General features: G+C 51.3%; 24 protein-coding genes and 1 pseudogene. 16 read left to right on the plus strand and 9 right to left on the minus strand.

The genetic code is table 11. The features are described 5' to 3' along the window. Both IEY46_RS24610 and IEY46_RS24615 read right to left on the minus strand, forming a co-directional pair. Nucleotides 1-630 (minus strand): annotated as a pseudogene (locus tag IEY46_RS24610) (RNA polymerase subunit sigma-70); the annotation flags it as partial. 348 nt (nucleotides 631-978) lie between these two features. After that, the gene (locus tag IEY46_RS24615) at nucleotides 979-1,923 is read right to left on the minus strand and encodes a helix-turn-helix transcriptional regulator (protein WP_188996188.1); all 945 of its coding nucleotides are present in this window, start codon (nucleotides 1,921-1,923) and stop codon (nucleotides 979-981) included. A 112-nt stretch (nucleotides 1,924-2,035) separates the two neighbouring features. On the opposite strand from IEY46_RS24615, the gene IEY46_RS24620 reads away from it, so the two are divergent. Then, nucleotides 2,036-2,683 carry a peroxiredoxin-like family protein gene (locus IEY46_RS24620; protein ID WP_188996190.1) on the plus strand — a complete coding sequence of 216 codons (648 nt, stop codon included), beginning with the start codon at nucleotides 2,036-2,038 and terminating at the stop codon, nucleotides 2,681-2,683. 139 nt (nucleotides 2,684-2,822) lie between these two features. Here the strand turns inward: IEY46_RS24620 and IEY46_RS24625 are convergent, their stop codons facing one another. Both IEY46_RS24625 and IEY46_RS24630 read right to left on the minus strand, forming a co-directional pair. After that, the gene (locus tag IEY46_RS24625) at nucleotides 2,823-3,836 is read right to left on the minus strand and encodes a zinc-dependent alcohol dehydrogenase family protein (RefSeq protein WP_188996192.1); all 1,014 of its coding nucleotides are present in this window, start codon (nucleotides 3,834-3,836) and stop codon (nucleotides 2,823-2,825) included. A gap of 17 nt (nucleotides 3,837-3,853) precedes the next feature. Continuing rightward, a complete protein-coding gene (locus IEY46_RS24630; protein WP_229750527.1) occupies nucleotides 3,854-4,231 on the minus strand; it encodes a hypothetical protein in 378 nt (125 codons plus the stop codon). Nucleotides 4,232-4,701: 470 nt separating this feature from the next. On the opposite strand from IEY46_RS24630, the gene IEY46_RS24635 reads away from it, so the two are divergent. Both IEY46_RS24635 and IEY46_RS24640 read left to right on the plus strand, forming a co-directional pair. After that, nucleotides 4,702-5,157, plus strand: coding sequence for a tyrosine-type recombinase/integrase (locus IEY46_RS24635; protein WP_229750528.1), 456 nt, complete (start codon nucleotides 4,702-4,704; stop codon nucleotides 5,155-5,157). Between the two features lie 286 nt (nucleotides 5,158-5,443). Further along, nucleotides 5,444-6,907: a sensor histidine kinase gene (locus tag IEY46_RS24640; protein WP_188996194.1), complete on the plus strand. Its 1,464-nt coding sequence runs from the start codon at nucleotides 5,444-5,446 to the stop codon at nucleotides 6,905-6,907. A 112-nt stretch (nucleotides 6,908-7,019) separates the two neighbouring features. Here the strand turns inward: IEY46_RS24640 and IEY46_RS24645 are convergent, their stop codons facing one another. From IEY46_RS24645 to IEY46_RS24655, 3 genes are all read right to left on the minus strand, one after another. Beyond that, the gene (locus IEY46_RS24645; protein WP_188996196.1) at nucleotides 7,020-8,162 is read right to left on the minus strand and encodes a DUF4179 domain-containing protein; all 1,143 of its coding nucleotides are present in this window, start codon (nucleotides 8,160-8,162) and stop codon (nucleotides 7,020-7,022) included. Continuing rightward, nucleotides 8,159-8,686 (minus strand): RNA polymerase sigma factor, encoded by a 528-nt coding sequence (locus IEY46_RS24650; RefSeq protein ID WP_188996198.1) that lies wholly within the window; start codon nucleotides 8,684-8,686, stop codon nucleotides 8,159-8,161. The genes IEY46_RS24645 and IEY46_RS24650 overlap by 4 nt, the downstream gene beginning before the upstream one ends. A gap of 116 nt (nucleotides 8,687-8,802) precedes the next feature. Continuing rightward, nucleotides 8,803-9,627 (minus strand): AraC family transcriptional regulator, encoded by an 825-nt coding sequence (locus IEY46_RS24655; RefSeq protein ID WP_188996200.1) that lies wholly within the window; start codon nucleotides 9,625-9,627, stop codon nucleotides 8,803-8,805. A gap of 144 nt (nucleotides 9,628-9,771) precedes the next feature. On the opposite strand from IEY46_RS24655, the gene IEY46_RS24660 reads away from it, so the two are divergent. Then, nucleotides 9,772-10,959, plus strand: a complete 1,188-nt coding sequence (locus tag IEY46_RS24660; RefSeq protein WP_188996202.1) for a Gfo/Idh/MocA family protein — start codon at nucleotides 9,772-9,774, stop codon at nucleotides 10,957-10,959. Nucleotides 10,960-10,994: 35 nt separating this feature from the next. Further along, on the plus strand, nucleotides 10,995-11,813 hold the full coding sequence (locus IEY46_RS24665; protein ID WP_229750582.1) for a sugar phosphate isomerase/epimerase family protein: 819 nt from the start codon (nucleotides 10,995-10,997) through the stop codon (nucleotides 11,811-11,813). Nucleotides 11,814-12,038: 225 nt separating this feature from the next. On the opposite strand, the gene IEY46_RS24670 is transcribed toward IEY46_RS24665, so the two are convergent. After that, nucleotides 12,039-12,749, minus strand: a complete 711-nt coding sequence (locus tag IEY46_RS24670) for a FadR/GntR family transcriptional regulator (protein ID WP_229750529.1) — start codon at nucleotides 12,747-12,749, stop codon at nucleotides 12,039-12,041. Nucleotides 12,750-13,012: 263 nt separating this feature from the next. On the opposite strand from IEY46_RS24670, the gene IEY46_RS24675 reads away from it, so the two are divergent. Continuing rightward, nucleotides 13,013-14,428, plus strand: a complete 1,416-nt coding sequence (locus IEY46_RS24675) for an FAD-binding oxidoreductase (protein WP_188996206.1) — start codon at nucleotides 13,013-13,015, stop codon at nucleotides 14,426-14,428. Further along, nucleotides 14,421-15,773 carry a (Fe-S)-binding protein gene (locus tag IEY46_RS24680; protein WP_188996208.1) on the plus strand — a complete coding sequence of 451 codons (1,353 nt, stop codon included), beginning with the start codon at nucleotides 14,421-14,423 and terminating at the stop codon, nucleotides 15,771-15,773. The genes IEY46_RS24675 and IEY46_RS24680 overlap by 8 nt, the downstream gene beginning before the upstream one ends. A gap of 417 nt (nucleotides 15,774-16,190) precedes the next feature. Here IEY46_RS24680 and IEY46_RS24685 read toward each other — a convergent pair whose 3' ends face one another. Beyond that, nucleotides 16,191-16,850, minus strand: a complete 660-nt coding sequence (locus tag IEY46_RS24685; RefSeq protein WP_188996210.1) for a GntR family transcriptional regulator — start codon at nucleotides 16,848-16,850, stop codon at nucleotides 16,191-16,193. A gap of 433 nt (nucleotides 16,851-17,283) precedes the next feature. Here IEY46_RS24685 and IEY46_RS24690 point away from each other — a divergent pair, with 433 nt between their 5' ends. The 9 genes from IEY46_RS24690 to IEY46_RS24730 all read left to right on the plus strand — a co-directional run bounded on the left by IEY46_RS24690 (nucleotide 17,284) and on the right by IEY46_RS24730 (nucleotide 25,806). Continuing rightward, nucleotides 17,284-18,402, plus strand: coding sequence for a mandelate racemase/muconate lactonizing enzyme family protein (locus IEY46_RS24690; protein WP_188996212.1), 1,119 nt, complete (start codon nucleotides 17,284-17,286; stop codon nucleotides 18,400-18,402). 12 nt (nucleotides 18,403-18,414) lie between these two features. Beyond that, the gene (locus IEY46_RS24695; RefSeq protein ID WP_188996214.1) at nucleotides 18,415-19,200 is read left to right on the plus strand and encodes an SDR family NAD(P)-dependent oxidoreductase; all 786 of its coding nucleotides are present in this window, start codon (nucleotides 18,415-18,417) and stop codon (nucleotides 19,198-19,200) included. Between the two features lie 102 nt (nucleotides 19,201-19,302). Then, nucleotides 19,303-20,343, plus strand: coding sequence for a zinc-dependent alcohol dehydrogenase (locus IEY46_RS24700; protein WP_188996216.1), 1,041 nt, complete (start codon nucleotides 19,303-19,305; stop codon nucleotides 20,341-20,343). Then, nucleotides 20,340-20,666 (plus strand): cupin domain-containing protein, encoded by a 327-nt coding sequence (locus tag IEY46_RS24705; RefSeq protein WP_188996218.1) that lies wholly within the window; start codon nucleotides 20,340-20,342, stop codon nucleotides 20,664-20,666. Before IEY46_RS24700 ends, IEY46_RS24705 begins: the two co-directional genes overlap by 4 nt. A 118-nt stretch (nucleotides 20,667-20,784) precedes the next feature. After that, nucleotides 20,785-21,822: a DUF4432 family protein gene (locus tag IEY46_RS24710; protein ID WP_188996220.1), complete on the plus strand. Its 1,038-nt coding sequence runs from the start codon at nucleotides 20,785-20,787 to the stop codon at nucleotides 21,820-21,822. A gap of 55 nt (nucleotides 21,823-21,877) precedes the next feature. Beyond that, nucleotides 21,878-22,378: a hypothetical protein gene (locus IEY46_RS24715; RefSeq protein ID WP_188996222.1), complete on the plus strand. Its 501-nt coding sequence runs from the start codon at nucleotides 21,878-21,880 to the stop codon at nucleotides 22,376-22,378. A 255-nt stretch (nucleotides 22,379-22,633) separates the two neighbouring features. Beyond that, on the plus strand, nucleotides 22,634-23,548 hold the full coding sequence (locus tag IEY46_RS24720) for a carbohydrate ABC transporter permease (RefSeq protein ID WP_188996224.1): 915 nt from the start codon (nucleotides 22,634-22,636) through the stop codon (nucleotides 23,546-23,548). Next, nucleotides 23,545-24,444, plus strand: coding sequence for a carbohydrate ABC transporter permease (locus IEY46_RS24725; protein WP_188996226.1), 900 nt, complete (start codon nucleotides 23,545-23,547; stop codon nucleotides 24,442-24,444). The genes IEY46_RS24720 and IEY46_RS24725 overlap by 4 nt, the downstream gene beginning before the upstream one ends. A gap of 36 nt (nucleotides 24,445-24,480) precedes the next feature. Next, nucleotides 24,481-25,806: an ABC transporter substrate-binding protein gene (locus IEY46_RS24730; RefSeq protein ID WP_188996228.1), complete on the plus strand. Its 1,326-nt coding sequence runs from the start codon at nucleotides 24,481-24,483 to the stop codon at nucleotides 25,804-25,806. The last annotated feature ends 94 nt before the right edge of the window (nucleotides 25,807-25,900 follow it).

Here is a 25,900-nt window from a genome sequence, read left to right on the forward strand (position 1 = left end):
TTGTTCGAAGGCTTCCACATACCGTGATAGCAGCTCACGATCAGGTTCGACATCCATCATACTAAACTCGTTAGAATGAAGTTTCGCTCGCTTCATCGTTTCTCTGGCTCTTTGCAGGGCGCTGTTAACCGCTGCCGGAGATATTCCTAAAGTTTCTGCGATCTGTTTGGAGGACCATTCGAATACATCCTTCAAAATAAGAACCGCACGTTGACGGGGGGGTAAGGCCTGTAAGAGTGTAATAAAACAGAGTTCAAGGGTATCTTTGCGAATGAAGATATCTTCCGGACTCCCCGAGAAATCAGGGGCAGGCCAAATCCAAGCTGAGTCAGGAAGCTTTTCGCGGAGTTCGTCGACAGGTACCGCTGGGTCGGATAGGTCAACGGGACGCGTGCGGCGTTTGGCTTGTCTTAGCTTGTCCAGGCATAAGTTTGATGCAATCCGATAAACCCATGTTTTGAATGAGGAATCCTGCCTGAATGACTGCCAACTTTGCCAAACACGAATAAAGGTTTCCTGAACAGCATCGTCCGCGTCATCGATGGATCCTAACATTCTGTAACAGAACGATGTTAACTCAGGCTTTAAGTTCTCAAATAACTGAAGCTCTAATGTTGTTTCGTTCATCGTGGCCTCCTTTTGACGGGCGAAAAACCCTTTTCACACACGCCACAGAACCGATCGTCTCCATTTTATAAGCCACTTATTCGTCTTTAATAAAATGAGAAAGCACTACCTGAATAATGGCACGCATCTCTGAATATAACGGTAGCTTCGTCTACAGAGTAGCATAATTCGGTTCCCATCAACATTTTTAAGCGGATATTCCATCCGCTTTGTTTGCTGTAGAGGTATTACCAGCGTAGCTGATACCACCCGCAAACTAATGGATTGAAATGGAAATTTTCAAGAAATTAACTTCAACATCTCTTCTGCCTCTTTTTCATAAGGGGAGCAAAAAAAGAGCCTTTCAGTTAGTCATTCATAAATATTTTTTATCTTCTCTATCTTCCGCTTGATGAAATCAACTGCTTCTGCTGGCTCCAAGATTTCTGCATCCTCCCCTAAACCCCAAATCAAATTCACAAAGAATGAAAGATTATCGATTGGGACCAAAATATGAGCCGTACCACTTCCATCTTCCCGGTAATCGATGGAATCTCCGAACGAACTCGATTCAAAAGCTCGTACACCATTAGGCGTTAAATTGACGGTCAGAGCTGTTTTCTCCATTTTTAATAATTCCGGTGCATTCCAATCCTTCACGGATCTATTGTCTACTTCTTCCAGACACTCGATGGACAGGTTCAAGCTCGCGGAATTTATTCGATCCCCACGGAATAACCGGTAAGCTTTTCGTTGAAAGCAGTAAGCCGGACAATACCAGTAGCCTTGGCTCGAATAGAGGCCAACTGGCTGAATGTCTCTGACCGATATGCCATGACTAGATTTATACTCTATAGTCACGGCGCTCCGAATCATTACGGCCTGTAGGATTGTCCTTAGACAAGCCGAGGACATCGATCGATGTGGACTCCAGATCGCGACTTTATTTTTTAATCGATCAATTTGTTCCTTTACGTCGGCGGGCAAGTAATGATAAAACTTATGAAGAGCGGCTGCTGCTCCCTCGTCAAAAGGCAACGAACCGTAATACTGCAGAGACTGACAAGCGAAAAACATCGCGACCGCTTCGTGTTCCGAGAACGCAATTGGCGGAAGCATCCTCTCGCGCAAAAGCCTATAGCCCCCACCCCTTCCTTGTACGGAGTAAATCGGAATGCCCAATGCGCTCAATTCCTGCAAATCGCGGGTAATCGTACGAGTAGAGAGACCGAATTCCTCGGCAAGTTCCGGAACGGTAAATGATTTTTTGGCGTTGATCACCATTATGAGTTGGACGAGCCGTTGTGATTTTAACAATAGCATCCTTATCCTTTGTGTTATATTGTGCATCTATTAAACAAGTCATGATCTGTCTAGTTTAGATGATACGCTATATTTGCACTTAAAAAAATAGGAGGCTGAAACCAACATGAGCGAATATATAAACCAAAAGTTCGAGGCCCAGGAAGAAGAGTTTCGTAGTCACTTACCGGCAGAGTATCAAATTCTTCAAAAATCGATCGAATATCTACAAAGATCAGGAATCGCGGGTGGCTTGCAAGTCGGTGACATAGCTCCTGACTTTACGTTGATGGATGCGCTCGGTAGAGAGATTAATCTAACTGAAGAGATAGCCAAAGGACCCGTCATTTTGATTTTTTATCGCGGGGGCTGGTGCCCTTTCTGCAACCTTCAGCTGCGAGCTTTTCAAGAGGTGTTGCCGCAGTTCCAGGAACTTGGAGCTTCACTAATCGCGGTTTCACCCCAAAGTCCGGATAACACCTTAAGCCAACAAGAAAAAGAGGAACTTTCTTTCCTTGTAACGAGCGACACGGATGGGTGCGTGGCGAGTCAATATCATGTTTTGTACGAGGTTTCGGGTTCGCTCAAGGGTATGTACGAGAAATTAGAAATCAATTTGGCGGAATATAATGCAACGGACCGTTGGTTTTTGCCGGTATCGGCAACGTACGTGATCGACAGTAATGCCATGATTCGATACGCCCATGTCGATCCGAACTTTATGCGTATGTTGGAGCCTGAAAAAATTTTACAAGTACTGAGAACCCTAAGCTAGACGTAATCCCCAAATATTACGCAATCCGGATTCCTTAATTAGGGATCCGGATTATTTGCTTTACTATGGGACGATAGGGAAAAGCCTAGCGACACTAGAAGCGGCTTTCACAAGGCAATAAGAAATGATGAGCGGGTGATCAGTCGAGACGGATGACAATTTTGCCAAAACGCGGCTGTTCTTTTAAATATTTTAAGGCTGATTCAGCCTCGTCGAAATGAAATATACGATCAATGACAGGCCTCAACTGATTGTCGGCAATGAAGCGGTTCATAGCATCAAAGTGCACACGGTTGCCAACGGCAATGGACCATAAAGAGTATACATTAGAGACGAGGGAGTTGAAGTCAACCGTACTCACCGCATCGGCAAGGCCTCCGATCAAGCTGATCTGTCCCTCGAAGTCAGTTGACATGATCGATTTTTCGAGCGTGCCGGCGCCACCAACCTCCACTACGCGATCGACACCACGGCCATCCGTCAATTCACGTACGGCCATATGCCAATCCGGCACTTCATTGTAATTGATCACATCGTCGGCACCTAAATCTTTAAGCCTTTGCGCTTTCTCTTCACTTGAAGTCGTTGCGATTACGCGTGCGCCGAGTCGTTTGGCAAATTGAAGAGCGAAGAGAGATACGCCACCCGAGCCGAGAGTAAGTATCGTGTTCCCGGCTTCCGTCGGTCGGCCGCAATGGAGCGCATTCCATGCCGTAACGCCAGCGCAAGGCAATGTCGCAGCTTCCTCGAAGGAAAGATGGTCGGGAATATGGACAAGCGCGTCTTCACTAAGAACGACATACTCGGTCAACATACCGTTAATCGAGCCGCCGATCTGCGCAGCGTTTTCCAAACTGAAGGGACCATGGGTCCAGTTCGGAAAGATAGAAGCTGCAACTCGGTCACCTGGCTTCACTCGGGTCGTGCCTTCCCCAATCTGTACAACTTCGCCGGCTCCGTCCGAAACCGGAATAACGTCCGGTAGAACCGGTAGCGGGTAGAAGCCTTGGAAAATAATCATGATTTCCCGAAAATTGAGTGAGCAAGCTCGTACCCTAACAAGTACTTCTCCCGGACCGGGAACCGGTATATCATGTTCCTTAATGGTAAGTCCCGCAAGTCCCATACCCATATTGATATGATAGCTTTTCAAATAAACTCCTCCTTTATTTATAACTCGTCAGAAAATTGGTAGTCAGACAGGATACGGCCATCACCGCCTAATACGATAAAGACAGTTCCCAGAGCAGCTGCCTTACCGCCATCCTGCGGCAGCATAACCCACTGGAGTCTCATAACATTATGATGACTGGCAGCATTGTCAAGAGCCTTAAAAACATACTTACCCGTGCCGACAAATTCCCCGTACGCTTCGGTAATTCGGGTCTCAATCGCATCGTGTCCATGCGCTTCGAGTGTCTCCGTATAATGGCTAGCATCCTCTGACCAAAGTTCTGCGATTACCCTTCTACGGTGACCGACGTCCGTCTCGTTCCATACCTCGCTGTAGCGCTGCACGAATGTACTGATCTCATTCAAAATATCCACCAATCCTTCTCATATTTTGTTGGTTGCATGAGTAAATGTAGCATATTAACAAGACAAATCTTGTCTTGTTTTATCAACTCAACAATAAATACTAAAGCTATGCCTTGGGGCTTGGTTGTTAAGAAATTTCTGGAAACACCTCACAGAACGCAGATCCGGGAGTTCTTTGGGTTCAGAGAGGATACGATAGAGGACGCTCAGGAAGTGACAGAATGGCTATGCCAACATGTTCTGCATCACGATCATGAATTTGAGCATTTAAAGGAACGCGTTTACCGACGATTCCATGAATTAAAAATCGTACCTCCCACGCTGGACCGCATTGTATCATTAAAGATGTCCTGTACCCCGTTGTAAACGAACAAACGTTAAAAGATTTGGTCAAGGAATTTAAGCATACCGGACCCCTTTATGGCACATTCCGATTGGACATGAAGGAAAGACTTCCATTGGAGGGTGAGCTGGCATGATTGAAAAACGATTATCCGCAAAAAAAGAAAGCCCGGGAACTGGCGAAGTATCTTCGCGCAGAACGACCGGACTATGCTTCCTTAAAAAGTTTGTTTCAGCATCTAAGGAGCGAGCTTGAAATTGAGGTTCCAAAATCATCAAAGAAGCTACCTTACGTGCCGACAGAAGAAGAATTAAAAAGATACTATGAAGTGGTTTGGAAGGCCAAGAATTTTCAGGATATGATGATCGTGAAAACTCTAATGTATACAGGTGTCCGGGTCAGTGAGTTAATCAGCATTAAGCTGGTGGACATCGATTTTCATTACTGTCAGATCAGGATCAACAAAGGAAAAGGCAGCAAAGACCGCATTGTTCCATTTCCTCAGACTTTCAAAGAACTGCTGGCAATGCACGCTGATTCGATGAAAAAGAAGCAAGCGGCCTATTTGTTTGAGTCTTCATGGAAGAAATAGTACACGGACAGGGGAGTCCGCAGATTTTGGCTAAATATCTGGAGTGTTAATTCCCGCCTCGGTATTGGAAGTTTCATTATAATAAGGATTTACCCCGGAACCCATTGCCGCAATCTTTGCTCCTTAGATGGCAGTTGCGGGAAAGAGAACGTTTTATTGAAAAAACACATTCTACAATTAAATTTAGTTATAATAGAATCAACTTTATAATTAGGGAAAAATCAATTATGAAATGGATTCAATAATACAAACGCATTCTAAATCAGGTTGCAGAAGGGTTAGGATCATGCAGGAATTGGGCATTTTTGTAAAAACATTTTTTGCGAATATCAGTATCATGCTTCTGCTGATGTATTTAGCGAGTCTCGTATATAAATATCTGATCTACAAGCTCACGCCTGGTTGGAAAGAAGCCCTGTTTGTCGTACTGGTCATTCTCGGGGGCTGGGCATCGATGCAGTACGGCTTCCGGTTCAGCTCGGGTACCCTATTCGATCTCCGGTTTATGACCATTATTATCGCCCCGATGTTTGTCCGTCACCAGGCATCGATCATCGTTATCGGTGCAGGCGTAGCTCTCGCCCGGCTCACCTTTGGCCTGAACGAGGCTGCAGTGGTCGGCTCCATCAATATGCTGGTGATGAGCGCGGCCTGTTATTTTGTGGTAAGGGAAGCTGCACGCAGGCGTTTTGGATTCTACAAGAAGATGGTGACGGTCATTTTCTCTGTAAATACCATAAACGTCATTTTTATTGCCTTGTTCGGTGTCATCCCGATGGAGCATTATTTGTGGAGAATAGCCCCCGGCTCCTATATTTTAAGCGTGATCCTCAGTTTTATGTTTGTACTGATTCTCCGGGAGTTCATTATGGAGGCCAACCGCAAGCAGGAGCTGCTCTTATATAATGAGCGGCTGGAGGAGCAGCACCGCCTCGCCGAGAAGAGAACGGCGGAGCTTCAAGCAGCAAAAATTGAACTGGAGAGGAAAAATGAGCTGGTCATGCTGGCCTCCCGTTATAAATCGGAGTTTCTGGCCAATATGTCCCATGAGGTACGTACACCGCTTAATTCCATGCTGGTATTGGCCCAATTGCTGCAGGACAATTCGGACGGGAATCTCTCTGAGGGAGAGGTCAGGTACGCAAGCATTATCCACTCTTCCGGGGAGGATCTTCTGAAGCTGATCAGCGATGTGCTTGATATGTCCAAGATCGAAGCCGGTCATATGGAAGTGAACCGGGAGGAATTCAGCGTCAGTGAGCTGCTTCAGCATTTCAAGTATACGTTTGGACCGGTTGCACTGAAGAAAAATATCAATTTGACGGTGAAGCGGGAATTCGGGGTTCCGGAGTTTTTGTATACGGATGTGCAGCGGGTGCGGCAAATATTGAACAATATGTTGTCCAACGCCGTGAAATTTACAGCCTTCGGCAGTATTCAACTGGTCGTCTATAAGGCGGTGGAGGTTGAAGAGGCAGGCAGCGGGGAAGTCCGGCCGGGTGACTGGCTTGCTTTTTCTGTGCAGGATACCGGAATCGGCGTCCCCAAAGACAAACATTCCCTCATATTTGAAGCCTTTCAGCAGCTGGATGGATCGACAAGCCGAACCTACGGCGGAACGGGTCTGGGTCTGTCCATCTCCAAGCAGTTCGCGGAGCTGCTTGGGGGGGTTATCGGACTGGAAAGCGAGAAGGGACGCGGCAGCCGGTTTACGCTATATCTGCCCTGGAAGGAGGCAGCTGCGGTTTGAATCCAAGGTGGCTACCGGGGGCGGTGACGCTTGACACAAAAAGCTATACGCAAGTTTCCCGATGAAAAAAGCAGCCCTGAGTGAAATCAGACGCTGCTTTTTTTGCTGCTTGTCAGGGAACCGGAATTTCAACGGCAAACGAGTCCAGCGGTTTTTCCTGGTAAGTCTCATCGGTATCGGGCTGCGGAAAGACCATTAGGATGGGTACAATCTTGACGTTCCTGGCACCGTCGGGAAGGGGATCGGTAAATAGCCGGATATCCTCCTGGCTTGTCTGCTGATCCATCGGCAGGGAGCGGTCCTTGGCGCGGCTGCTGCTGATCGAGGTAATGACAGAAAGGTCGCTATCTGAGGCTGTGACCTTGTATTTTATGCCGTATCGGGTACGCGAATCAAGCGATGGACCGTATTTTTTCATGATCGCTGCAGGTATCTCCCAGTGGAAATTCCACTCCGAGGCAACGGGTGACAAACGGGACCGTACAACGCCAAAGCGGATATTCTCACGCTCTCTGGTATATTCCTTTCCGTAGGACTGGACGGCGACGGTTCCGGATTTGCGAATGTCGATCGCGAAGCTCCAGTCACCGGCCATTGTGGTTTGGCCGGCTGCATCCGGCGTGGAGATCGCGAGCTTAGGCACGCTGATGTTCAATGGGAACTGATCGGGAAGCGGCGAATCAAAGAAATAATTGACGATGCCGACCCTGTCTTCTCCCCATAGGCTGCTGGAATCGGACTTAAGCGTACCCGGGGCCATTTTTTTGATGGATGGGTCCAGCTGGAAAGCGGGCGTGATAAACGTCTGCTTCGGCACGCTGCCGTCCTGCTTCGCGAGGGAATAACTGAAGGATAACCGCAGGCCGTCGAAGCGCGCTTCGTGAATGCGGAGCGTGTAGCCGCTGCTTGTTTTCTCGGCGAGAACAGGAAGCTCTTCGGGCGTCTCAGTCTCAAGCTCCCTGGACAGTCCTTTGTCGCCCATCCAGGAGAATACGGAATGGATATAAGGTTTGACCGATTCGGCGAATGTACTGTCCTTCATAACGAACGCCGATGCCGTAAGCACGATGCAGCCGGCCAGGCATGACGCGATGATGCTGCGGGCCCTGTTTCTTCCTCTGCGCCTGTCCGGCTTGCCGGGCAAATTGGCAAGCGTCTGATCAATGCGGGTTCTTACTATCACCGGTATGCCTTCTCCCTGTAGACGCAGATGCTCCTTGATATGCTTGTCCAAATCAGAATGTGCGGGGTTCATCGCAATCCCTCCCATGCTTCCGTCTCTTTCATTAAAGCGGCGAGCTTCATTCGCGCCCGGTACAGGCGGGATTTGACGTTGCTTTCGGTTAAATCCAGCATCTGCGCAATATCCCTTACGGAGATGTCATCCATATAATAGAGCACCACCACCTCTTTGTGCTCCATATCCAATCCGCTGAGCAGGTCCTCCATTTCCAATTGCGCAGAAGGATTGACGTGCGGGTCTGCTAGCTCGACGCCATCCCTCATGGGGACATATTTGCTGTTATGCCGATTGATCTGCCTGCATGCGTTAATCAGAATCCGAACCAGCCAAGTCCGGAAGTAAGCGGGTTCCCGCAAGCTTCCGATTCCGTTATAGGCATTTAATATGGCTTCTTGAATAGCGTCGGCAGTGTCCGTTTCGGACTTTAACAAGTTCCTGGCTATCGCGTACATCATTGCTTCATTGTCTCGTATTAAGCCGATGAACGCTTCTCTTGATCCCTGCCGGGCCTCCCGGACGGCTGCGAATGCATCCAATGGCTGCATCTCCTTTCCTTCTTCGGCGTCCCGATAGGTATTAGATGGGGAGGGGGGCATTTAGGTTGCGGAGGAGTAAAATTATTTTGATGAACGGCCGGATGGGTAAGGCTTGTCTACACATAATCCTTTGGCAGCAGGCCGACCTTCTTTTTAAACATCTTAAGAAAGGCCGTATAATCGCGAAAGCCGGATTGGAAGCACGCTTCAGTAACATTGCATCCTTCGGATAAATAGCGTTTGGCGGCTGCGATGCGTTTGGAGATGATGTATTCATGAATGGTACTGCCCGTGTAGGTTTTAAACAGCTTCATGAGATAGAACTTATTGATGTAGAACTGCTTCGCCAGATGATCCAGCGACAAGTCTCCTGCGAGCTCAGCTTCAATATAATTCAGCACCGGCGACAGTTTTTCGTGCATAAAACGGTTGTCTTCGGCTGTATGGCCGCTGCTGAAAGCAGTATTGATGAACACAAGCAACTCCATAAGACAACTGAGCTTAAGGATCCCATTGCCTTGCGCCTGGAGCCGGCAGAGCTCGGCATATTTGGCGAAGAGGGTGCGCAGATAAGTCAGATCCATTGCGCCAAGCGGCACCTTGTTGTTTTCGCCATGGGGCCTGTTGTAGAAGCATTGTACGGGATCATAGGTGGCGGTTCGGAATGGGGACATTATCACAGGCATAAATTGCAGTGTGATCCGCTCATATACGGCATTGGACTGGAAAGCAGGCTTATGAATTTCATGCTCGTTGGTAATGATGAGATCCCCGTAAGCGACCGGATAGACCGATTTTTCCACGAAATATTGAACGTCCCCCTGAATGAGCAAATAGATCTCGCAGCCGCGATGCAGATGAAAATCAATATTATGCACTTGTTTCTGGATATGGTCGAAATGAATATGCTCATCGATGGAAGTTAAATAAGTATCGAGCATTTCTAGCTCCTCCTTCTTTGATTAAGCCAAGAAAAGCAAGATTTATAGCATAGAATGCAAGGAAATTGCTTTTTATCTATTCTACAATAAAACAGATAAAAAGAAGAATATCCTTTATTTTTGAAAAGGGAGGGGTAATCCTTCATGAGCATGACACCAAACAAGGTCAAAATCGGGCTGGTTGGGCTCGGCGGCATCGGCGGGCATCACCTCCACTATTTGCAGGCAATGGACAGCATTGAGCTGGTCGGCGTCTGCGATGTGGACCGGGCAAAGGCGGATAAAGCCGCGGCTGACGCCGGATCGACGGCTTATTACGATTACAGGGAGCTTTTTGAACGGTCCGGCCTGGAAGCCGTCATTATTGCGGTTCCGCATTATGATCATACGCCTATATCCGAGGCAGCCTTCAGGCAGGGGCTGCATGTCATGACGGAGAAGCCGCTGGCTGTTCATATCAACGATGCGCAGAAAACAATTGATGCTTACGAGGAGGCGAAGCGGAGAAATCCGGCGCTCGTCTTCGGCATCATGTTTCAGGAGCGGACTCTTCCGTTCTACGCCCGAATCAAGCAGATCGTCAGCAGCGGCGAGCTTGGCCGTTTAACCCGCACAACATGGATTCATACAAAGTGGTTCCGTTCCCAAGCGTATTACGATGGCGGCGGCTGGCGTGCGACCTGGGCGGGCGAAGGCGGAGGAATCTTGACAAATCAATGTCCGCATACGCTGGATATGTATCAATGGCTGGTCGGCGTTCCTTCGGTCATCAGCGGGCATGCGCATATCGGCAAGTATCGCCATATTGAAGTGGAAGACGAAGTCACGGCTTATTTTGAACATGACAACGGCATGATTGGCCATCTTATTGTGACGACTGCGGAGTCGCCGGGGACGAATCGGCTTGAGATTATAGGCGAGCTCGGGAAGCTGGTTTACGAGAATGAGAAGCTGATGCTTTATCGGAACCGCAAATCAATGCTGGAATACGGTCTTGAAACCAAAGAGCGTTTCGGAGGCGTTGAATATACAGAAGAGGAAATTCAGGTTAATACCGATGCGCCAAGCGGTCATCATGTCGTAACCGGATTGTTCGTCAAAGCCGTTCAAAACGGCGGAGGCGAGCTCATTGCCCATGGTACGGAGGGAATCAAGGGGCTGACCATAGCCAACGGGATCATGCTGTCCTCCTTTAACAAACAAACTATAGACGTGCCTTTCAGCGGAGATGAATTCGAAGCGAAGCTCAGAGAGCTGATTGCTTCATCCCGTTACGTGAAGAAGGTCGTCCAGGCGGATGAAGGGGATATCGCAGCGTCTTTCCCCGGCTAGCTGGGAGAAATAGGAGGAATGGGGACTTGCTGAATATGATGACGCTTACCTGTTTTGCTGATGAGATATCGATGGATTTGTCTGAGCAGTTGGAGGTCATGGCCGGTCTGGGGCTGCGCCATATTGAACTGCGCAATATATGGGGCAAGAATGTGCTGGCCTTAACCGATGAGGATAAAGCGCGGGCAAAGTCGATTCTGGATGAAAAAGGCTTTCGCATCTCATCCATCGGTTCGCCGATCGGCAAATATAACATTACGGATCCTTTTGAGCCTCAGATAGAAGCCATGCATGCCGCTGTGTCCGCTGCACACTATTTTGGAGCCATATATATACGTATTTTCTCGTATTTCATACCAGAAGGGGAACATGCGGCATACCGGGAAGAAGTGATCTTCCGGATGAAGGCATTGACGCGTATTGCCGAACAAGGGAATGTTGTCCTCATTATTGAGAATGAGAGCGGCGTTTATGGGGATCTTCCTGAGCATTGCCTGACGATCCTCCAGGCATGCAACTCCACGCACGCCATGCTGGCCTTGGATCCCGGGAATTTCGTCAACAACGATATCAGGCCTGCCAGTGAAGCTTATCCTAAGCTGTCGGCATACGTCGACTATATTCATATCAAGGATGCTTCCCGCAACCCGCGAATGTTCGTGCCGGCTGGGGCGGGCGAAGGAGAGTTCCCGGCGCTTCTCGCGGCATTGAAGCAAGACGGCTTCCAAGGGTTCCTGTCGGTTGAGCCGCATTTGCATGCCTATCTCCCTGAGGCGACTGATTCGGAGCGGGTAATTGCGGCTGTGTATGCGTTGACTGCCCTGCTGGAAGAGGCTGGAATCGCCTGGCAGTAGAAGGCTCTCTTAATCGTTATCCCCGTTAAATCTCGTGATGTATACTCACCCCCGCCAAGGGCGCTACACAAGACATGCCGGTCCAGAACGCTATTTTGCGCTCTGGACCGGCATTTTTTTCTCTGTCTCGGAGGTGCTGGGAGCCATACATAAGGCTCCGCCCATGTATGTTTGCCGACCGCCGGCCACTTAAGCCGGAAGGGAAACCAGCCGGCAGCCGGTCAATCAAGCCCGGTTGGTTTTCTCGTACAGCACCCGTTCCACCTTTGCGATATGAGACTCCATCCGCTGCGCGGCGAGGGGTTCGTCCTGATTGGCAATCGCTTCATAAATGCCGGTATGCTCGCCAAGCAGCCGCTCGGCCGAACGAAGCTCGGCATAGAACCACAAAGCCCGCGTGTCCTTCATGCTGTCATGCAGCTTCTCGGATAAGGAGCGGACCAGATCGGTCAACACCGGATTTTGCGCAGCTTCGGCGATCTGGAGATGAAACCGGACATCTGCCTGCTCGCTTGCCTGCTCGTCTCCCAGCGAAGTCCCCATCTCTTCGAGCGTATCCCGCAGCCGTTGAAGATGATCCTCCGAGCGGTGTTTGGCGGCGAGCGCAGCGCAGCCGGATTCCAGCACCTTGCGCACCTCCAGAATATGGCGCAGCGATTCGGCCCGGGACATCCACTCGGCATTGTCCAGCGGCTGTGCCTGCTCGGGAGCGTCTGCCTTGACATAGGTGCCGCCGCCCTGGCGGATATCCAGCATGCCCATTGCCTTCAGCGCACTGAGCGCTTCGCGGATCGTCGAGCGGCCCACTCCGAACTGCGCCGCCAGATCAACGACGGAGGGGAGCTTGTCCCCGGGCTTCCAGCTGCCGGAAGCAATTTGCGTCTTCAAATCATTCATGACCCATTCACTGCTTTTAAGCGGTCTTGTATTTGTCACGTGATAGCAATCCTTCCCGTAGCTTCTTGATAGAGGATATTTAAAGGGATGAAATGTAATCCTTTGGAATTTGAATATATAAATTATTGTACCCGTTTTTGAAAGGGTGTGATATACTTTTTCCTATAAAAGTCATCAGATGACCTGATCAATCGAATTCATTATATCATAATCCTTTAGCATATGCTTCCGATATGAGTTTTCTTGTAGCAGAGGAGCATATTCAAGGGAATACAAGAAAACGCTTAGGAGGTTGTACGTATATGTTACCTGAAGCAGTGAAGAAAGAACTGCAGGCCATTATGGGCGATCAGTGGGTACGGGATGATCAGGAAGCGCTTGTCACCCATTCATACGATGGAACGCCGATGCTGCAATCGCTTCCGGATGGCGTCATTTATCCGGCCAGCACGGAGCAGGTTTCGCAAACGCTGAAGGTACTGGGCCGCCACCGCATACCGGTGATCAGCCGCGGCTCGGGTTCCAATCTGTGCGGAGGTACGGTGCCTGTGAACGGCGGAGTCGTGATGGTCATGCACCGGATGAACAAGATTCTGGAGGTCGATCTGCAGAATCTGACGGCGACGGTGCAGACGGGACTGAATACCAAGCAGTTCAGCACTCATATTGAGGGGCTCGGGCTGTTCTACCCGCCGGATCCCAGCAGCATGGCGATTTCCACAATCGGCGGCAATATTGCCGAGAATTCCGGAGGATTGCGCGGTCTCAAATACGGCACGACCAAGGACTATGTGCTCGGACTGGAAGCGGTTCTGGCGAATGGCGAAATCATCCGCACCGGAGGCAAGCTGATGAAGGATGTCGCGGGCTACGATTTAACGAAGCTGCTTGTCGGCTCGGAGGGTACGCTTGCCGTCATTACCGAAGCGACGCTGAAGCTGATTCCGCCTCCGAAGTACAAGAAAACGATGCTGGCCATGTTCAAGGATATTTATGGCGCGGCCCGCACCGTGTCCAGTATTATCGAGAACCGGATTATTCCGGCTACGCTGGAGTTTTTGGACCGTCCCACAATACGGGTCGTCGATGATTTTGCCAAGCTGGGGCTGCCGCTCGATATGGAGGCGATTCTGTTGATCGAGCAGGATGGTGACGAGGAAACGGTTGAACGCGATATCCAGCGGATATCGGAGATCTGCAAAGCCGAGAATGCGGAACGTACGGAAATCGCGGCGAACGAGGAGCATGCACTCAAGCTGATGACAGCCAGAAGAAGCGCCTTTACGGCTCTTGCCCGGCTTCGCCCGACGACCATTCTCGAGGACGCAACCGTACCGCGCTCGAAGATTGCCGATATGGTGCTTGAAATTAACAAGATCGCTCTGAAGCATAATGTGCAGATATGCACCTTCGGTCATGCCGGGGACGGAAACCTGCATCCTACCGCGACGACCGATGCACGCGATCAGGAAGAAGTCCACCGCGTGGAGGCGGCTTTCGAGGATATTTTCGAAGCGGCGATCCGCCTTGGCGGGACGATTACCGGGGAGCATGGGGTAGGGCTCGTCAAGGCGCCGTTCCTGGAGTGGAAGGTCGGTCCCGCAGGCATTAGCGTCATGCAGGGAATCAAGCAGGCTTTCGATCCGGAGGGCCTCTTGAATCCGGGCAAAATATTCGCCAAAGCGGCGCGGAAACGGGTGGTGATTGAGCATGGCTAAGCAGCTGCAGGAACCGGGAATGACCGTGTCGCTTGTCGATTCGCTGCAAAAGAAGCTGGATTACGATGAGCTGATGAACTGTATGCGCTGCGGCTTCTGCCTTCCCGCTTGTCCGACTTTCCGGGAAACGGGACTTGAAGCAGAATCCCCTCGGGGTCGGATTGCCTTGATGAAAGCCGTGGTCGACGGCGTTATGCAGCCGGATGATGCTTTCGAGACGCAGATGGATCATTGTTTGGGTTGCCGCGCGTGCGAGCCGGCGTGTCCGGCAGGCGTGAAATACGGACAGCTGATCGAGCAGACGCGGGATGCCGTGGAGGACCATACGGTCCGTCACCGCTGGTGGGTCAAATCCGCGCGTAAGCTGGCGTTCGAAGGATTGTTCCCGCATCCCAAACGGATGAGATTGCTGGGCGGCGCTCTGAAGATGTACCAGAAATCCGGTCTGCAGACGCTGACGCGCAGCACCGGGATCATGAATATGTTCCCGGACCATATGAAGAACATGGAGAAGATCCTTCCGGAAACGTCGAGCGCCGGGGTCGTCAAGGAAATCGGCGTCCGCCATCCAGCCAAAGGCAAGCGGATCGCCACTGTCGGGCTTTTCCGCGGATGCATCATGGACATCATGTTTACGAAGACCAATGTCAACACCGTCAGGCTGCTGACGGAAGCCGGATTTGAAGTTATTATTCCGGATGAGCAAACCTGCTGCGGCGCGCTCCATGCCCACAGCGGGGAGGCCGATGGCGCGCAGAAGCTGGCCATGACCAATATCCGCGTGTTCCGTGAAGCGGGCGTGGAGTGGATTGTATCCAACGCCGGAGGCTGCGGGGCTCTGCTCTGCGAATACGACCATCTGCTGCATCATGATCCGCAGTGGAAGGAGGATGCAGCGTGGTTCGCTTCCCATGCGGTGGATGTCAGCCGCCTGATCGTCGAGCACGGCAGGCTGCCGAAATTCGAGGTCAAAGCAAGTGAATCCGCCCGCATCACTTATCAGGATTCCTGCCACATGCGCAATGTCATGAAATCCTCCGATGCTCCGCGCAGGTTAATGCGCAGCGTCGATGGTGCGCAATTTGTGGAAATGGTAGAGTCTGACCGCTGCTGCGGCTCTGCAGGCATATACAATTTGACGCAGCCGGACATGGCCAATCAAATTCTGGATCATAAGATGGAGAACGCAAAGAATACAAGCGCGGGCTATATGATCACCAGCAATCCCGGCTGTCTTCTGCAGATGAAGCTGGGCATCAACAAGAGCGGCATGGACAAGGATATGCAGGCTGTTCACCTGGTTGATTTTCTGTACGAGAATATGACGCCGGGCGAGAAAGGGTAACTTTGCCGCAACATTGCGTAATGGCTAGGGTAACGGAATGGTCCGTCGGCGCTTAGCCGCGTGATGGTAACGAAATAGACCACATGTTTGTGGAAGGGCGATGCCTCCTTAAACCGGTCAGTATTTTACGTTTCTGCTCAAACATAAAAGAACCTCCGATCCCATTGTCGTGCCGATGGTTGGAGGTTCTTTTTTAGGGGGCAGGCAGCAAAGGAGCAGACGGGAACAACTTCATGAGCTGCAAGAAGGAAAAACCTTCTTGGAGCGTGCAGAACGGTGTAGTGGGTGTACGCAAGAAGGAAAAACCGGCTTGCAGGCAGTGAAAGAGCCAGAGGGGACGGTAATACGAGCTGCAAGGAGGGTTGAAAAACGTGCCTCCTGCAAAATACAGGCACGTTATTCAGGACGGACGTATATCTACTTGGTGAAACAGAGCAGGTTATCGTCGCTTTCCAGATGCCGAAGAATCGCCTGCTGAATTTGATCGGGATCTTTGGTCCGGAAGGCGTCCAGCAGCACTTGGTGATCGCTCTCCATATGATTCAAATCATAATACGGGAGGTTTTTGGAAAAATGCAGACGGATCTGATTGACAATGCTCTGCCAGGTGAGCATAACGGTACGTTCTGTAGCCATATCCAGGATATTCTGGTGAAAAAGCAGATCCAGATCCACAAGCCGGGTCTTCTCGCCCTGCTCCACGGCAGCGCGCATCTCGTTGATGATCCCCTCCTGCTTCGCAAAGAAAGCATCATCCATTTTATCCAGGTAGCGCCGCACCACGAAATATTCAATGTGGAAGCGGATGGGATTCAAAATATTTTGAACCTCCTCGGCATCCAAATCGGCGACAACCGTTTCTTTATAAGGAAAAGAAATCAGAAGGCCTTCCCGCTCCAGCTGCCGGATCGCTTCGCGAATCGGGCCGCGGCTGACGCCCATTTGCTCGGCAATCTCCATCTCCTTGATTCTTGCTCTAGGCTGAAGGTGGCCGTTCAGGATCGCTTCCCGCAAATCATTGGTCACTTTCTCCCGTAAAGAGGTATTGGCTTGCTGTTTAAATGTGAATTCAGCCATGTCAGGAAATCTCCTTCTAGTGTAAACAATTGTTTGAATACGTTAAGTATACTGCTAAAAGAGAAAAAAATCACGAGGTTGATAATTGTAAACAATTTTCATAATACAAACCACTTTAATATTGTTGACAATATTAAAGTGGTGGAGGTAGAATAAAACCAGATTATGAAAGCGCTATGCACGGATTTTAAATCATCTGAGAGAATATTCACGCGCTCCATGGATCGTTGTATTACAAAATATCGGCAAGCCGATGATGGTACCGGCACGGTTACAAAGACGCTCTCCCAGCGGTCTCGAATGGAAGCTGCAGAGTCTTGAAGTACCGATGCAAGGAAATTTAACTTCCTGAATAGATAACGGTATTAAAGATTAATCCGCAGCAATACGGCACTCATAAATAAATAAGGAAAGAAAGCAGGAGGATCCATTCATGAAAATTACCGAAGTCGAATCCATCTATCTGAAAATCCCTGATCTGGATGCCAGCAAATGTGACGGCACCCAGGATACCCTAATGATCCGCATCCACACAGACGAAGGCATTACCGGTCTGGGCGAGGTTGATTCCGTTCCGCTCGTGGCCAAAGCGGCAATCGATGCGCCTCCATCCCATTCGATCGCTACGGGGCTAAGATCGCTGCTGATCGGGGAGAACCCGCTGGAAATCGACCGCCTCTGGGATAAAATGTACCGGGGCACGATTTATTTTGGACGCAGCGGTCCGGCCATTCATGCCATGAGCGGCATCGATATGGCGCTCTGGGATATTGCGGGCAAGCATGCCGGCCGTCCGGTTTCGGAAATGCTTGGGGGTACATACCGCTCGCAGCTGAGGGCTTATGCCAGCTCGCTTATGCCGGATACGGTCGAAGAAGCGGTCCGGCTTGCGGAGCAGTTTGTCTCCCAAGGGTATAAAGCGATGAAATTCGGCTGGGGGCCGATCGGCCGCGATGCCAAATTCGATGAACAGCAGATCCGCGCCATCCGCGAAGCAGTTGGCGATGACATTGACGTCATGATAGATGCCGGTCTTGCCTGGGACCTCAAAGGCGCCCTGAGAATGGCGGAGGTTTATGAGAAATACGGCGTGTATTGGCTCGAGGAACCGCTTCATCCGGATGATATCTCCGGCTACAGGGAGCTGTCGGACCGTACGAGCCTGAATATTGCCTGTGGCGAGCAGGAGAGCGGCGTGACCGCATTCCGCAGATTGATCGAAGATGGTCATGTGGATATCATTCAGCCTGATCTTGGACGCTGCGGCGGTCTGACAGAAGGCAAGCGGATTGCCTATATGGCTAATGAGCGCCACAAGAAAGTCGTTCCGCATGCCTTCAAGACAGGCATTCTGGTAGCAGCAAGCACCCATTTTGCCGCTTCGATCCCCAATGGTTTTATGATCGAGCATACGGTATCGACCTCGCCGCTGGCACGGGATCTGGTAGCGGAACCGATTGTGTTCAAGGACGGTTATGTTTCGGTGCCGAATCTGCCGGGCCTTGGAGTTACCGTAGATGAAGCGTTAGTGGAGAAATTCCGGGTGAAATAAGGGGGCATTGCGATGGCGGTTATACGCAGATTTGAGGGCCAGGTAGCGCTTGTGACCGGAGGAGCGACAGGGGTTGGTTATGCCACGGCTAGCCGGCTCGCCTCTGAAGGGGCGAAGGTTGTCATTACGGGCAGGCGGGCCGATGCGGGAGAAGCTGCCGCACGTATGTTAACGGAACAGGGGCTTGCAGTGGAATTCATTGCCGGCGATGTCTCTGACGAACAGTCGGTCAGAGGCATTTTCGCCCATATGGAGCGGACATATGGCCGACTGGACATTCTGGTCAACAATGCGGCGGCTTTTGAGCCCATCCGCTTTCTTGGCGCCGACCGCGCCGCCTGGCGCAAGGTGTTTGACATTATCGTCGACGGGACTTTTTTCTGCACGCAGGCGGCGGGCCAATTGATGAAGGCCAAAGGCATCCCGGGGCGTATCGTCAATGTTTCCTCCATTAATGGCACCCGGGCTCTTGAAGAGTCGTCGCATTATAATGCGGCCAAGGGGGCCATGGACCAGCTGACGCGCAACACGGCGCTTGAGCTGATGGACGAGGGTATACGGGTGAACGGAGTCGCGCTCGGTTTCATCGACACACCGATGTCGGTCGTCGATGGGGTCAAGGAGCATGAGACGGACTGGTTCCAGTCCATCTATGTCGCACGCGGCAAAATCATCCAAAGACGCTCCGGACAGCCGGAGGAAGTGGCAGGTGTGATCGCCTTTCTGGCATCGGAGGACGCTTCTTATATGTGTGGTGCAATTCTGCCCGTAGACGGCGGTTTGTCCATCACGTTTTAACACGAATATTTCACAGGGAAGAACCTGATATCGCTGATAATTTCTACTCATTCTGCCTCTGAGGATGGCGATAGCCGGTTCTTCCAGCGAAGGAGACTATGCATGCAGGCGCTTATATACGAAGGTCCCCGATTGATGAATATGAGAGAAACGGAAGAACCTGTCGCAGGGGAGGACGAAGTGGTCATACGGGTTGCGTACTCGGGTATTTGCGGCTCGGAGCTGAGCGGATATCTGGGAAAAAACGCGCTCCGCAAGCCGCCTATGATCTTCGGTCATGAATTCTCCGGCACCATCGCTTCGATGGGCAGCCGGATCGAAGCCGCCGGCCAATGGTCAATCGGCCAGCGCGTTACGGCCAATCCGCTTGTGACCTGCGGACATTGCGTGAAATGCCTGAGCGGCAGGCAGCAGCTGTGCGTAGCGCGCAAGCTGTTGTCCGCGGCTCTCCCGGGAAGCAATGCGGAATATGTGAAAATTCCGGCGGCATTTCTTCATGCGCTGCCTGAGGGGATGACTCTCCAGCAGGCTGCGATGGCGGAGCCTGCCGCATGCGCGGTCAGGGCAGCGGAGCTTGCGGCTGCGAAACCTTCGGATACGATGCTGATTCTGGGCATGGGGCCGATCGGCATGCTCACGCTGCAGGCGGTGCTACAATACGGAGTTAAGGAAATTATCGCTGTCGATATGAACGAGGACCGCCTTGCGATCGCCGGCAAGATGGGGGCCAGGCATCTGGTCTGCCCTTCGCAAGCCGATACGCTGGAAGAGGTGCTGCGGCTGACCGGCGGAGCAGGGGCCGATGTCGCGATTGATGCGGTTGGTGCCGGATTGACGCGCCGCCAATGCGTGCTGGCATGCACCTCCGGCGGACGCGTCGTCTTTACCGGACTGCATGAGGATGAATCCATGCTCCCGGTAAATGCCGCCATCCGCGGCGAAATTTCGCTGACGGGATCGTTCGCTTATTCGCAGCTTAATTTCCATACTGCGCTGAACTGGATCCACGAGGGTCGAATGGGACTTGCGGAAGGTGTTGTCGAAGCTCCTCTTCACGAAGGGGCGCAGTGGTATGAGACGTTGTTGAACCAGCCGGGCGAAGTGTCCAAAGTGCTGCTGATACCAGGAGGTGCAAGCCAATGACGGCTTTTGGAGAATGGCATTCGCCGGCGGCGGGGATCAGCCGCAAGATATTCCCGCCAGGCGGGAATATCATGAGTATGATGATCCGTTTCGATACCGGAGCCAAAGGGCCTGCGCATGCTCATCCGCATGAGCAGCTGACCTTCGTAATCAGCGGCAGGCTGGCGCTGACGATGAGCGGGCAGACCCATATCGTCGGGGCTGGCGAACAGATTTTTGTGCCAGGCGATGTGGAGCACGCCGTCGAGGCGCTGGAGGATTCCGTTGTGGTGGAAACCTTCACGCCGCTGCGGGAGGATTTGCTCGCTATTATAACGGAATAAGCCAAGGATGCGCTCCGGAAGGCCAGACCTTCAGCCAGGAGCGTAAGTCATACGGTGATCAGGAAGAATGCATGCTCGATTTGCCTGGAAAAGCAGGACTGGGAGTGTGAGGTTAGCGGTGACAGTAAAAGTCGATCTGAATTGGACCTATCAGGATATCCGGACGGTTATCCTGGAGAATGACGCTCTGCGCGTCGTCATTATGCCGGATCTTGGGGCGAAAATATGGCAAATCACCTATAAACCGCGCGGCCGGGATCTGCTCTGGCAGAACCCGAGAATCCAGCCGCGCAAGCTGCCGTTTCATTCCGTGTACGACGACCAGTTTTTCGGCGGCTGGGACGAGCTGTACCCGAACGATGAAGCGGAGATAATCGCAGGCGAGATGTATCCCGACCACGGGGAAATATGGACCCTGCCCTGGCAGTATGCCGTGGAACAAGCGGACCCGGAGCAGGCCGTACTGAGACTGTGGGTGGAAACGCCGATCAGCGGCAGCCTCCTGAGCAAAAGAATCACGCTCCGCGCCGGGGAAACGAAGCTGCGGTTCGAGCATACCATCACCAACACGGGCAGGAAACCTCAGCCTTACTTGTGGAAGCTGCATGCGGCCATGGCGGCGGACGAGCATTCGCGGATCGATTTGCCTGCGGGACGGATGCAGATGGAGAGCTTTGGCGCACCCCGGACCGGCCGTACCTCGTATAGTTACGATTGGCCGTATTCGCAAGACAGCAGCGGCAAGGAATACGATATGCGCCAGGTACTGCCTGAATCCTCCGGGGTCAGCGAATTCCAGTATGCGACCGGCATGCATGCGGGATGGTGCGCCTTGACCCACACCCGGGCGGGAATCGGATTTGGCTTAAGCTATGATGCCGCCGTTCTTCCGAGCTGCTGGCTGTTTGCCTCCTATGGCGGCTGGCGCGGCTTGCAAACGGTTGTGCTGGAGCCATGCACGGGATATCCCGTCAGCGTAAGCGGCGGCGTGGAACAGGGTACGCATCAAACGCTGCAGCCGGGGGAAACGGTAACCTGTGCCGTCATCGCGACTGTATTTGAAGGCCTTGCAGCCGTAGAGCATATCGACACGGACGGCGAGGTTACCGGAGTTTTGCCGGCGGGAAGGCATGAGGACAAGCTATCATCGGAATGAAGCATTATGATATACTTACAGGCAAAATCGGCACTGTAACCTGGAGGTTGTAACTATGCTTAGTTTTGAAGAAAAGCTTGCGATCATTGAGACATTTCCCCAGCTTGAGCGAAAAAACGTTTCGCTTGGACGGGTGAACTTTCATTACGATGAATCCGCTCATGATAAGAAAATCGTCGTGTTTCATTTGCATCCGGGGGGGAACGGATTTGTCTATGCGGGACTGCTCCGGGGTTATGAAACCGATGAGCGGGGATTTGTGAATATACGCGAAAGTTCTGCAGAGGAGCTGCGTGCGCTGATCGACGATTCGATCCGCTCGTTGTCCATCAAGGTGCCGGAAGCTCCCCAGCCCAAGAGCCGGAGGAAGCAGGCCGCGGCAGGCGCAAGAGATGGTATGGCCAGCATGTGGAGCGGTCCGGATGGACAATCCCTGGAACTGAGGCGTGAGGACGATCTATGGTACGTCTATGCGGGACTTAACCTCGAAATGGTATTCGAAACCTCCGATGAGGCGGAAGAATATCTGAACGAAGAAGGATTCAAGCCAGCCTGAGGAAGCGGGGCTGGTACCCCGGCCAACATAAAAGGCTTGAAACGGGAAACGGAAACGGGATATCTCGCAAATCCGGTATCCCGTGTTGGACCCAATGAAAACGATTGCATGATGACGTCTATACTGCTGAAATAGGGATCTTAATATTTCAGCATTTTTTTTCCTGTATTTCCGAAACGTTTCGGGGTGGAGTTGCGGACTGACCGCTATTCGCTCATGACGCTTTTGAAAAAACAATGGAGGTGAATGCTTATCATGAAACAAAAGAGCAAGTGGTTGACCCGGTCACGCCGGGAAGCGTTGGATGCGTATGTATTCATGAGTCCGGCTATTCTCGGTCTGCTCATTTTTATGCTCGGCCCCATTGCGGCGTCTCTTTATTTCAGCTTTACGGAATATGACATTCTGAGCACGCCCCAATGGATCGGGTTGGACAATTACAAGACGCTGGTTCAGGACGAGCTCTTCTGGCAGTCGCTTAAAGTTACCTTGACTTATTCGGTTACCAGCGTTCCGATGGTGCTGATTGTTTCTTTGGTTCTGGCTGTGCTGCTGAACCGCAATATTCGCGGCATCTACTTCTTCCGTACCATCTTCTATTTGCCAGCGGTAATGTCCGGCGTTGCCGTTGCATTGCTATGGAAATGGATTTTCAATCCCGATTTCGGCCTGATCAACTGGGCGCTTGGCACCATCGGCATCGAAGGACCGAAGTGGTTCATCGATGAACAATGGGCGCTGCCCCCGATCATTATGATGAGTCTTTGGGGAGTCGGCGGGAGCATGCTTATTTATTTGGCCGGATTGCAAGGCATTCCGACTGACTTGTACGAAGCTTCCGAAATCGACGGTGCGAACAAGCGGAAACAATTTTTTCACATCACTCTCCCCATGCTTTCGCCGGTCATTTTCTTTAATCTGATTACGGGCATTATCGGGGCACTGCAGGTGTTTACGGAAGGGTTTATCATGACAGCCGGTGGCCCGAACAACGCGACCCTGTTCAGCGTGCTGTATCTGTACCGCAATGCTTTCTCCTACCTGCAGATGGGATATGCTTCCGCGCTTGCCTGGGTGATCTTCCTTATTGTTCTGCTGTTTACACTGCTTGTCTTTAAATCGTCGCCGATGTGGGTCTTTTACGAAGGAAACAGGAGGTCGGGAAAATGAAGGTAAACACTCAATCTCGTCCTGTCAGTAAGCCGGCACCGGTCCGTAAAAGGAGTTCAAAAAGAGTTTCGGAGCTTTGGCACGACGCATTCAGCTATCTGGTGCTTTGTCTATTGTCCTTGATGATTCTGATTCCGTTTGCATGGATGGTCTCCACTTCGCTCAAAAGGAAGACGGATGTTTACATCTTCCCGCCGCAATGGATCCCGTCTCCGGTACAGTGGCACAACTACAAGGATGCGTTAACGACGTTTCCGTTTCCCTTGTATACGCTGAATTCCGCCATTATCGTCGTTTTTGTCCTTGCGGGTGTCTTGTTCTCCTGCTCCTTTGCGGCGTACGGGTTTTCCCGGCTGAACGCGCCGGGCCGGAATCTGATTTTCCTGGTGCTGCTGTCCACGATGATGCTGCCTGGTGCCGTGACGATGGTGCCGACGTATCTCTTTTTCAACAAAATGGGCTGGATCGATACCTTTCTGCCGCTCATTATTCCGGCATGGTTCGGCAGCGCGTTCTACATTTTTCTGATCCGGCAGTTTTATATGGGTATCCCCTATGAGCTGGAGGATTCGGCGCGCATCGATGGCTGCAACACCTACGGCATTTGGTATAAAATCATCGTTCCGCTGAGCAAGCCGGTATTGGTGACAGTTGGCGTGTTCACCTTTATGGGAACCTGGAACGATTTTATGGGTCCCTTGATTTATTTGACGGATGAGAACAAGAGGACGCTGGCTCTGGGGCTGTCCTATTTTCAGGGCTCGGCCCGGTCATCACCGGATTTGCATTTGCTGATGGCAGCCTCCTTGTATGCGATTACCCCTTGTGTTATCTTGTATTTCCTCAGTCAGAAGGTATTTGTCAAAGGCATGGTATTTACCGGTGTGAAAGGTTAGTCAAGCAAGCCAACATAATGAAAAGAGGGATTGGGCATGAAAAGAAAAGGGAAATTCGCTTTGGCCATCGTATCTGTAATGATCCTTACACTTCTGTTCGGCTGCTCCAGTGGAACAAACGGCAAGAACGACCCGGGCAACAAGAACAACCCGCCGGCGGATGAAGGCGGCAAAAAAGAAAAAGTAACGTTGAATTTTATCCGATGGTCCAACGGTCCGGCGCTGGATGATGAAGAGAAGGACAAGGTGAAGCGTTTTAACGAGTCGCATCCCAATATCGAAGTGAAAATGACGCTGCTGCCATGGGACGAAACGTTCAAGAAAATTGAGATGTCCCTGGCGTCCAACTCGCCGGTGGATCTGTTCTATTGGGATGTTCCCGCTTATGCATGGTACAAAAAAGGGCTGATGAAAAATCTGCAGCCGTATTTCGAACGCGATTTGAACATGGCTGATTTTAATGAGAATCTGTTTGAGCCATTAAAGTTTGATGGGGAAAACATGTATGTTGCTCCGGAAAACTATCAGACTCTTGTGCTTTATTACAATAAGGATCTGTTCGACAAAGCCAATGTATCTTACCCGACAGAGGATTGGGACTGGAATGATTTCCTCAGCGCGGCTCAGAAACTGACGATCAAATCGGGCGACAAAACGACACAATTCGGTACAACCATGTCGCTCGGCGCATGGTGGGGATGGATGGCGCTCAGCCAGGAGCAGGGCGGCAAGCTGACCGACAATATTCACGATCCGGAGAAGCTGACGTTTAATACGCCTGAAACGAAAAATGCGCTGCAATACTTGCAGGACCTGGTGTTTAAGCATGGCGTAGCGCCGAATGCCTCGCAGTCCAGCGCGCTGGGCGGAGACTTCCTGACGGGTAAAATCGGCATGTATGTCGGCGGAGACTGGGATATCGCCTCCATGAAAGCGGCAAAAGACCTCAAATGGGATTTGGCTCCGATGCCCAAATGGGATGGAAACCGTGCCGTGCCTTACTGGGTGGGCGGTTACGGGATGACGGAGAAATCCAAACATCCGGAAGAAGCGTGGGAATTCATGAAGTGGGCGATGACGGACAATCAAAAAACGATTGCCGAGCAGCAATCCTGGATTCCGGTAAACGAGACGGCGATCAAAGAAGTTGCGATGCCTTCATGGGCGCCGCAAGGTTATGAGGCAGCCCGATTCGATTGGAAGAAATATGGCATGATCGGGGATATTTATCACCTCAGATGGCGCGAAGCGCAAGACAAAGCACTCGCTCCAATCGGTGATCAAATATTCAACAACAAAATAACGGTGGATGAAGGCTTGAAGCAATTGGACGAACAGGTTAACGAAATTCTTTCGAAGTAACGAAAGAATAGAGGGCTGTGATAAGGGTTATGCCTTAGAGCAGTCCTTTGTTTTTCGGTCCTCCGGTCATCATATTAGGTAAGGAAGGTGCTGT

It is taken from the genome of Paenibacillus nasutitermitis, assembly GCF_014641075.1.
GTDB classification, from domain to species: domain Bacteria; phylum Bacillota; class Bacilli; order Paenibacillales; family Paenibacillaceae; genus Paenibacillus_Z; species Paenibacillus_Z nasutitermitis.

What these genes read in the sequence shown, in the direction of transcription:
- IEY46_RS24690 (WP_188996212.1), top strand. Translation starts at nt 17,284, where the DNA reads ATGAAAATTACCGAAGTCGAATCCATCTATCTGAAAATCCCTGATCTG.
- IEY46_RS24645 (WP_188996196.1), bottom strand. Translation starts at nt 8,162, where the DNA reads ATGAACCCCGCACATTCTGATTTGGACAAGCATATCAAGGAGCATCTG.
- IEY46_RS24640 (WP_188996194.1), top strand. Translation starts at nt 5,444, where the DNA reads ATGCAGGAATTGGGCATTTTTGTAAAAACATTTTTTGCGAATATCAGT.
- IEY46_RS24720 (WP_188996224.1), top strand. Translation starts at nt 22,634, where the DNA reads ATGAAACAAAAGAGCAAGTGGTTGACCCGGTCACGCCGGGAAGCGTTG.
- IEY46_RS24700 (WP_188996216.1), top strand. Translation starts at nt 19,303, where the DNA reads ATGCAGGCGCTTATATACGAAGGTCCCCGATTGATGAATATGAGAGAA.
- IEY46_RS24665 (WP_229750582.1), top strand. Translation starts at nt 10,995, where the DNA reads ATGATGACGCTTACCTGTTTTGCTGATGAGATATCGATGGATTTGTCT.
- IEY46_RS24620 (WP_188996190.1), top strand. Translation starts at nt 2,036, where the DNA reads ATGAGCGAATATATAAACCAAAAGTTCGAGGCCCAGGAAGAAGAGTTT.
- IEY46_RS24730 (WP_188996228.1), top strand. Translation starts at nt 24,481, where the DNA reads ATGAAAAGAAAAGGGAAATTCGCTTTGGCCATCGTATCTGTAATGATC.
- IEY46_RS24680 (WP_188996208.1), top strand. Translation starts at nt 14,421, where the DNA reads ATGGCTAAGCAGCTGCAGGAACCGGGAATGACCGTGTCGCTTGTCGAT.
- IEY46_RS24695 (WP_188996214.1), top strand. Translation starts at nt 18,415, where the DNA reads ATGGCGGTTATACGCAGATTTGAGGGCCAGGTAGCGCTTGTGACCGGA.
- IEY46_RS24675 (WP_188996206.1), top strand. Translation starts at nt 13,013, where the DNA reads ATGTTACCTGAAGCAGTGAAGAAAGAACTGCAGGCCATTATGGGCGAT.
- IEY46_RS24685 (WP_188996210.1), bottom strand. Translation starts at nt 16,850, where the DNA reads ATGGCTGAATTCACATTTAAACAGCAAGCCAATACCTCTTTACGGGAG.
- IEY46_RS24655 (WP_188996200.1), bottom strand. Translation starts at nt 9,627, where the DNA reads ATGCTCGATACTTATTTAACTTCCATCGATGAGCATATTCATTTCGAC.
- IEY46_RS24715 (WP_188996222.1), top strand. Translation starts at nt 21,878, where the DNA reads ATGCTTAGTTTTGAAGAAAAGCTTGCGATCATTGAGACATTTCCCCAG.
- IEY46_RS24705 (WP_188996218.1), top strand. Translation starts at nt 20,340, where the DNA reads ATGACGGCTTTTGGAGAATGGCATTCGCCGGCGGCGGGGATCAGCCGC.
- IEY46_RS24660 (WP_188996202.1), top strand. Translation starts at nt 9,772, where the DNA reads ATGAGCATGACACCAAACAAGGTCAAAATCGGGCTGGTTGGGCTCGGC.
- IEY46_RS24725 (WP_188996226.1), top strand. Translation starts at nt 23,545, where the DNA reads ATGAAGGTAAACACTCAATCTCGTCCTGTCAGTAAGCCGGCACCGGTC.